Source organism: Enterobacter cloacae complex sp. IR5441 (assembly GCF_049238215.1).
Taxonomy (GTDB): Bacteria; Pseudomonadota; Gammaproteobacteria; order Enterobacterales; family Enterobacteriaceae; genus Enterobacter; species Enterobacter hormaechei_C.
This window is the reverse complement of record NZ_JBMKIA010000066.1, coordinates 1-7624: the sequence shown is the minus strand read 5'-3', so window position 1 is coordinate 7624 and position 7624 is coordinate 1. Positions and strand designations below refer to the sequence as shown.

At 53.4% G+C, this 7624-nt stretch carries 5 protein-coding genes and 1 pseudogene; 4 read left to right on the top strand and 2 right to left on the bottom strand.

Features of this window, described 5'->3' with window-relative positions; translation table 11 throughout:
* From ACOTX5_RS25840 to ACOTX5_RS25830, 3 genes and pseudogenes are all read left to right on the top strand, one after another.
* On the top strand, positions 1-98 hold a 98-nt coding region (locus ACOTX5_RS25840; protein WP_035294458.1), incomplete at its 5' end, for a hypothetical protein.
* Positions 99-106: 8 nt separating this feature from the next.
* Positions 107-2287 (top strand): annotated as a pseudogene (crfC, locus tag ACOTX5_RS25835) (clamp-binding protein CrfC); the annotation flags it as partial.
* Positions 2284-3162 carry a diguanylate cyclase regulator RdcB family protein gene (locus ACOTX5_RS25830; RefSeq protein ID WP_015570229.1) on the top strand — a complete coding sequence of 293 codons (879 nt, stop codon included), beginning with the start codon at positions 2284-2286 and terminating at the stop codon, positions 3160-3162. The pseudogene crfC and the gene ACOTX5_RS25830, both read left to right, overlap by 4 nt.
* Before the next feature lie 33 nt (positions 3163-3195).
* On the opposite strand, the gene kdgT is transcribed toward ACOTX5_RS25830, so the two are convergent.
* On the bottom strand, positions 3196-4188 hold the full coding sequence (kdgT, locus tag ACOTX5_RS25825) for a 2-keto-3-deoxygluconate transporter (protein WP_045911454.1): 993 nt from the start codon (positions 4186-4188) through the stop codon (positions 3196-3198).
* 646 nt (positions 4189-4834) lie between these two features.
* Here kdgT and proP point away from each other — a divergent pair.
* Complete coding sequence (proP, locus tag ACOTX5_RS25820; RefSeq protein ID WP_015570231.1) at positions 4835-6337, top strand: glycine betaine/L-proline transporter ProP; 1503 nt, start codon at positions 4835-4837, stop codon at positions 6335-6337.
* Between the two features lie 33 nt (positions 6338-6370).
* On the opposite strand, the gene ACOTX5_RS25815 is transcribed toward proP, so the two are convergent.
* Positions 6371-7324 carry a nickel/cobalt transporter gene (locus ACOTX5_RS25815; protein ID WP_045911453.1) on the bottom strand — a complete coding sequence of 318 codons (954 nt, stop codon included), beginning with the start codon at positions 7322-7324 and terminating at the stop codon, positions 6371-6373.
* Positions 7325-7624 lie beyond the last annotated feature (300 nt).

The following is a 7624-nucleotide window of genomic DNA, read 5'->3' as shown; positions in this document are numbered from 1 at the left end:
ATTCTGGCTACACAATAACAAGGGAAGACTTACTCGTGGCTGCAACCCTACTAGCTCAAAATTTATTCACACATGGTTACGCTTTGGGGAAATTATGAGGGGATCTCTCAGCGCTCAGCAGGCGATGCTGAATAACGAATTACGCAAAATAACCCGCCTCGAAATGGTGCTGGCGATTGTGGGTACCATGAAAGCGGGAAAATCGACCACCATTAATGCGATTGTGGGCACGGAAGTGCTGCCGAACCGCAATCGTCCGATGACGGCACTTCCCACGCTGATCCGCCATACGCCGGGCCAGAAGGAGCCGGTACTGCATTTTTTGCACGTTTCGCCCATCGATACCCTGATTACCCAGTTGCAGAAAAAACTGTGCGATAAAGATCGCGGCAAGCTGGCGCGGCGTCTGGAAATCGACAAGGACATGAATACGCTGCTGGAGCGCATAGAAAGAGGTGAGGCGTTTGAAAAACATCACCTGGGCGCGGAGCCCATCTTTCATTGTCTGAAAAGCCTGAACGATCTGGTGCGGCTGTCTCAGGCGCTGGGCGTGGAGTTTCCGTTCTCTGAGTATGCCGCGATAGAACATATTCCGGTGATTGAGGTGGAGTTTGTGCATCTCGCCGGTCTGGATGCGCACCTGGGGCAACTGACGCTGCTCGACACGCCGGGGCCGAACGAGGCCGGTCAGCCGCACCTGCAAAAAATGCTCAGCGAGCAGCTGGCGCGCGCCTCCGCCGTGCTGGCGGTGATGGACTATACACAGCTTAAATCTATTTCTGATGCGGAGGTTCGTCAGGCAATTTCGGCTGCCGGGAAATCCGTACCGCTTTACGCCCTGGTCAACAAATTCGATCAGAAAGATCGTAACAGCGACGATGAAGAGCAGGTGCGGGCGATGATTTCCGGCACGCTGATGAAAGGAAATATTTCTCCGGGGCAAATTTATCCGGTCTCTTCTATGTGGGCCTATCTGGCAAACCGCGCCCGCTATGAGATGAACGTTCATGGGCGCCTTCCCGATCATCAGGATCAGCGTTGGGTACAGGATTTTGCCGAGGCCGCGCTGGGCCGCCGCTGGCGAACGGCCGACCTGGACGATATTGACCATATTCGCCATGCGGCGGATCTGCTGTGGGAGGATTCGCTGTTCGAACAGCCCATCCGCAAACTGATTTACGCGGCTTACGCCAACGCCTCGCTGTTCGCTTTGCGGTCGGCATCGCATAAGCTGCTGAACTATGCGCAAAATGCCAGAGAATACCTGGATTTTCGCCATCAGGGACTGACGGTCGCTTTTGATGAGCTGGAGCTGAATATTGCGCGCCTGGAAGAGGATATGACGATGCTGCGTCAGCGGCAGAGCGTGGTGAGCGATGAGGTCCAGCATGAAGTTGAAGAGGCGCTTAACGCAACGGATGCATTCCTGCTTCGCCAGAAAGGTGAACTTCACCAGGCGCTGGGCGACATTTTTAGCCGCCCGTCTATTCTTGATTTAGCAGGGCGCGAACCATCCAGTTTGCGTGCAGACGACGCGGATGCGATCCAGCAGCTGGTGCTTGACGATGAAGGGCAGGCGCAGATTGTCCTGAGCAAGATCCGATCGTCATGCGAGCAGATTATGCTGAATGCGCAGAGCAGAATTGGCCGGGAGCTGGCGTTACGCTTCGATCAGCTGGAGTCTACGCTCGCCCGATCGTTGAATGAGGCGATGCGACCCATCGAGACGCGAATTAAGGAGCAGCTCAGTCATGCCGGATTTCGGGCGCGGATTAGCTTCCCGGCGTTTCAGGCAAACCAGCTTAATTTCAATACGCGCGGCTTATTTAATGATGCCATTGTGCAGGACACCCCTCCCGCCAGTCAGCCAGCAGGGGCAGGCAGCGTACGTAATACCGTCTCGCGCTGGCTCAATAATCCCGGCTGGGGCTGGGAAGAGTATGTCGTGACGCGCACACGCTATGTCATCGACATCGTTCAGCTTCATGGCAAATTTACGCAACATATCGATCAGTTTTGCGATCAAATACGTAAAGCTTTGGCCGCGCAGGTCGATGTCTCTGTTACGGCAGGTATGGCAACGTTCTTTGCAGAGTTTTCGTTGTGCCTGACCGGGTTACAGGAAAGCTTGCGTGATAGCCTTGCCGTGCGGCAGCAGAATGAACATTCAACCCGGGCGCTTAGCCAGTTGTTGAAGCAAAGTATGACTACTGCGGCGTGGATTCAGGAAGATACCCGACTGTTACGCGATGATATTCAAACCTTATTCGCGGCAGAGCAACCATGACAACACAGCTACTGGACGGTCCCGGGCGGACGCTGGAGTGTATTCATCCAAAATTTATGGTCGATTTGGTCCAGGGGGCGGACGCTGCACGTCACTCCCTCCTGGGGCCACAGCAACTGCAATTTCGTGAGCGTTTGACGCAGGAGATCATTACGCAGACCCGGCTGCGGCCGTGGGCAATGGCGGGAATGCTCAACGAAAATGCAGCGCTGCGGCTGGGTCTGGCGGAGAAACTGGCCGGTATGCTCGACCCCGGACACCTTGCGCTGACCCGTATGTCCGACAGGCTGGTAGCCCTGCGCCAGCAGGTGAATCCACGCCTCCCTCAACCGCCCGGATTGTTGCAACAGTACGAAGAGCTCTCCTCACATTTCAACCAGCGTGCCGCCTATAAAGAGAAAGCGCTCGCGCAGCGCGGCCTGACGGTTCAGGCGGGTGAGCACAGCGAGCAAATTTTTACCCGCTGGCGAGCCGGGCAGTATGACGGCTGGTCGCTGGCTGGCCGCTGCTTTATCGTGCTGGAAGAGTTGCGCTGGGGGGCGTTTGGCGATGCCTGTCGTCTGGCGAATAGCGATGTGGCGGCCATGCTGAAAGATAATCTGCGCAGCATGGCCGCAAACTATCTGGCACAGGGAATTAATGCTTCTCCCACCACCCGGCATTTTTACCATCAGTGGCTGACGACGCCCGCTTCTCCCGGTCTGATTGATTATAAAGATATGCTGGGCTGGCTGGGGGACTGGTGTCAGGCGGATAAACATCCGGTGAGCTGGTCAGTGACGCAGAGCTGGCAAACGGTCGCGCTGGGAATGCCGAGACTCTGTTCGGCAAAACGGCTGGTGGATGGCATGGTGGAAGAGATATTTGGTACGTGATTGCCCCCTCTTTTTAAGGAGGGGGCGAAAGGGTTAGTGGCGCATTTCTACCGCTTCAGGTTCTGTCCGGGACTCAGGCACATGCCCAAAGCGTCTGGCATACAGTGCCGTGATGACAGGGACCAGAATTGCCGTCACAATCACGCTGGCGGCAACCAGAGCCGTGGAGGAAGCGGCCACGGGTTCAAAGGCCGGGTTAATCTGGGCGATAATCACCGGGTTGGCTACCGCAGCGCCTGCGGCCGAAGAGGCGGCCACGCCCGCGGTTCCGTTGCCGCCCCCGATGACGCGGTCTGCAATAATCAGTGGAATACCCGTGATGACGATGACGGCAACACCCAGCACAATGCCCAGCAGGCCGGTTTCCAGAATCACGTTCAGGTTGATGGTATTGCCCAACGCGAAGCCGAAGAACGGGATCAGTACCGGGGTGGCTTTGCTGAAGAAATCACGCAGATCGTGATCGAGGTTGCCCAGCGCAAAACCAATCAGGAACGGCAGGATCGCCCCGACAAAATGGTGTGGTTCAAAAGAGGCAAGGCCGGCAGAACCCAGAATCAACATCGTCATCAGCGGACCCGACTCCAGGGACATCAGCACGAACGCGCCCGATTCTTCTTTGGTGCCATATTGATTCATCAGGCTGGCATAGAGACCGCCGTTGGTCATATCCATTGCTGAGACTATGGCCAGAACAGATAATCCGGCGAAGAAGCCGGTCTGAATTCCATTCTCCGGAATGAACATTGCACAGATCATGGCAACAACCCAGGCGACCGCAATTTTAGTAATGACCAGCGTCCCTGATTTACGTAATACCGTACCTGTTGCACGCAAGTTAATAGATGCGCCGATGCAAAAGAACCAGACTGCCAGAATCGGTACCGTTCCGCTAATCATACCTTTTGTAAAACCGCCAAAATAAGCACCGGTATTCGGGGCTAGCGTATTTAATATCGCGCCAAGTACCAGCGGGACCAGCATCATCCCGCCCGGGATGCGTTCTATTGTTGCTTTAATCTTCATCATTAACCCTCACATCTCGTCCGCATGGCTGGCGGAAAGCTCAAAAAATAGATCAACAAATTCAAACGATTGCCTTTTTTAGGGCCAATCGATTCGTTATTTATGCTGTAGAGCGAAATTCAGGTGTTCAGCATTCCTTCATTTGAAAGCCGCTGGGATATCGTGTTCGGATTTATCATGCGATCTTTGGAATTGTGATTCAATGAAAATAAAACGCTGTTTTAGTTATCTTCGTCACATATTGAATGTAAACAGGATTGCCCACTGTTAATAATTGAATTTTGTGTAAATTCGCTGTGAAGAAATGTGCTTGCATTTTGTTTGGGGAAGAATAATAACGGGCGTTAAGATCTGTTTGATAAGGGGGTTTAGAATGACCTTATTTATCGTGAATTGACAAAAGCTGAAGGCAACTTACGAACAGGAAAAATAAGTGTGAAGTTGATCACATATATAAACGCTGGTAGGGTAAAAAGGTCTTTAACTGCCCAGACAGGCGTCAACAGGTTCGGTTGTATTGAGGTAAAACGTCAATGTAAGTAAACCTGCTACGCTTGAATAAGGAGATTCGCATGGAGCGGATCTCTGGTTCGCAGCTTGCAAAATGCGCTGTGAAACGGACGGGGCTGAGTCTACGAGGAAAGCTATGCTTAGAAGGAAAAAAGTAAAACCCATCACGCTGCGCGATGTCACCATTATTGATGACGCGAAACTGCGCAAAGCGATTACAGCGGCCTCGCTCGGTAATGCGATGGAGTGGTTCGATTTTGGTGTTTACGGCTTTGTGGCCTATGCACTTGGTAAAGTGTTCTTCCCTGGTGCCGATCCCAGCTTGCAGATGATTGCTGCGCTGGGTACGTTCTCCGTTCCCTTCCTGATTCGTCCTCTCGGTGGCCTTTTCTTCGGCATGCTGGGTGATAAATATGGTCGCCAGAAGATCCTGGCTATTACCATTGTCATCATGTCGATAAGTACATTCTGTATCGGCCTTATTCCGTCGTATGCAACTATTGGTATATGGGCGCCGATTCTGCTGTTGATCTGTAAGATGGCGCAGGGCTTCTCCGTTGGTGGCGAATATACCGGCGCATCGATTTTTGTCGCTGAATATTCTCCGGACCGTAAACGTGGCTTTATGGGCAGCTGGCTGGACTTTGGTTCGATTGCCGGTTTTGTCATGGGCGCGGGGGTTGTGGTTCTGATCTCAACCGTAGTGGGTGAAGAGAACTTCCTTGACTGGGGCTGGCGTATTCCGTTCTTCCTGGCGCTGCCGCTGGGCATCATTGGGCTTTATCTGCGTCACGCCCTGGAAGAGACGCCTGCGTTCCAGCAGCACGTTGAAAAGCTGGAGCAGGGTGACCGTGAAGGGTTACAGGATGGCCCGAAAGTGTCGTTCAAGGAGATTGCGACCAAACACTGGCGCAGCCTGCTGACCTGTATTGGTCTGGTGATTTCCACCAACGTCACCTATTACATGCTGTTGACCTACATGCCGAGCTACCTGTCGCATAACCTGCACTACTCGGAAGACCACGGTGTGCTGATTATTATCGCCATCATGGTGGGTATGCTGTTTGTGCAGCCGATTATGGGTCTGCTGAGCGACCGCTTTGGCCGTAAGCCATTCATTATTCTCGGCAGCGTAGCCCTGTTCGCACTGGCAATCCCGGCCTTTATTCTGATTAACAGCAATGTGCTGGGGCTGATTTTCGCCGGTCTGCTGATGCTGGCGGTGATCCTCAACTGCTTCATCGGGGTGATGGCTTCTACGCTGCCGGCAATGTTCCCGACGCATATTCGCTACAGTGCGCTGGCGGCAGCCTTTAATATCTCCGTTCTGATTGCGGGCCTGACGCCGACGCTTGCTGCTTCACTGGTGGAGAGCACGCAGAACCTGATGATGCCTGCTTACTATCTGATGGTCATTGCGGTGATCGGCCTGATTACCGGTATTACCATGAAGGAGACGGCGAATCGTCCGTTGAAAGGGGCAACGCCTGCGGCGTCTGATATTCAGGAAGCGAAAGAGATCCTGCGTGAGCACTACGATAATGTAGAGCAGAAGATTGAAGATATTGACGCAGAGATTGAGGCGCTCCAGACAAAACGCTCTCGCCTTGTCGATCAGCATCCGCGAATTAACGAGTGATAAAAAAACCCGCCGCTGGCGGGTTTTCTTTTATTAGCATCCTGCGGCAATATAGTCGCCGCCGGCGCTGACGGGGATCACCGTCAGGAACAGGATCGTCGCGAACAGTATCAGAACAACCCCTCCGGCAATTTTGACCATCGGCATTACCCAGTTCAGGGACGTGCCGCCGCCAAACCAGGTTACTGTGCGTTCACGCGCGTAACGTACTGCCAGCGACAGCCCCATAATCGACAGCGCCGTGCCCAGCGACATTGTCATCACAGCAGCAATCCCCCAGCTAATAATACCGAGCGCATTCGAGAACATCAGGATCATAATTGCCCCGCTGCACGGGCGTGCGCCAATGGCCAGCACCACGCCCAGACGGGTTTTCCAGTCGCTTTTAGTCAGATCCACCCCTACGCCGTGATGGCAGCAGCCACAGCGTTCATTATGCTGGTGAAGCGGCTTGATGGCGCTAATCGCCATTTTGCGCGGACGCAGGCTGCTGAGCGCCTGAAAAATGATAAACGCACCGAAGACGGCAATCAGCACGGCGCTGATTTTCTCGACGTACCAACGGCTGGTGCTGATATCTCCTGACGCGAGGTTCAATCCAACCGCCAGGATAAAGACAAAGACGATCGCGCTGACGCCCTGCATCATGCTACCGATAAACGGTACGACGCGCGCCGCGAGCTGGCTCTCTTTATTGGTGGTGAGATACGTGGTGACGATAAATTTGCCGTGCCCAGGTCCAACGGCATGGAGTACACCATAAAGAAACGCACCGGTTAACAACCATAGCCCACCGCTGTACTGATGATTATTAAGTTGCAGCAGATACATCACCAGATATCGGTGCAGGGTGATCTGGGTGGCGAGGCACCACTGAATAAAAGCATTCCAGTGCGTATGCAGTGCAAAACCTGCCATAAGTAACACCAGCACGGCGAGCCCGGCGGTTGGGGTACGCCAGTCACGTTGAAGTCGTTGTGTCGTCATGAGGTTGGCCCGCGAGAGAAATATTTGCCGCTAGTATAGTGTTCAAATCGCTGGATCACACCGGGATCGTCAATGGATTGTGGATAAGTCTGTGTGTAAAAAGGTATAAGGCGGGGTTTTGCTGGGGAATACAGCAGTCAGTCATTTTTTTGCAACTTTTCTGTTGCGGTCGCTCGGGAACTCCCTATAATGCGCCTCCATCGACACGGCGGATGTGAATCACTTCACAGATAACCCGGTCGGCTGAAGAGAAAAAATCCTGAAATAACGGGTTGACTCTGAAAGAGGAAAGCGTAATAT